This is a genomic window from Staphylococcus pasteuri, assembly GCF_030547725.1.
Lineage (GTDB): Bacteria > Bacillota > Bacilli > Staphylococcales > Staphylococcaceae > Staphylococcus > Staphylococcus pasteuri.
This window is the reverse complement of the sequence record NZ_JAUOQO010000599.1, coordinates 1-254: the sequence shown is the minus strand read 5'-3', so window position 1 is coordinate 254 and position 254 is coordinate 1. Positions and strand designations below refer to the sequence as shown.

The following is a 254-nucleotide window of genomic DNA, read 5'->3' as shown; positions in this document are numbered from 1 at the left end:
TTTGGTGCACGTGTTGCATTTTTTTTATCATTAGTAGTAGTTTGTGGTGGTTTAGTTTTTGTATTATCATATTGTTTTGGTTATGTTATTTTAGTACCTATTTTGGGAGCAGCTTTTTTTATTTTTGTTATTATTTGTACTCTGATTTTTATTTTTATAAATATTCTTTTTTTTCCTATTTAATATCAACAAAATCAAAGTTAACAAAATAATCATGTTCACATTCAAAATGAGAGCCAATAACAAAAAAAACT

Annotated in this window: 1 protein-coding gene; it reads left to right on the top strand. The window is 23.6% G+C overall.

Annotated features, from left to right (window positions below; translation table 11 throughout):
• The coding region (locus Q4528_RS14855; RefSeq protein ID WP_303522441.1) for a hypothetical protein at nucleotides 1-183 on the top strand (183 nt) is incomplete at its 5' end.
• Nucleotides 184-254 lie beyond the last annotated feature (71 nt).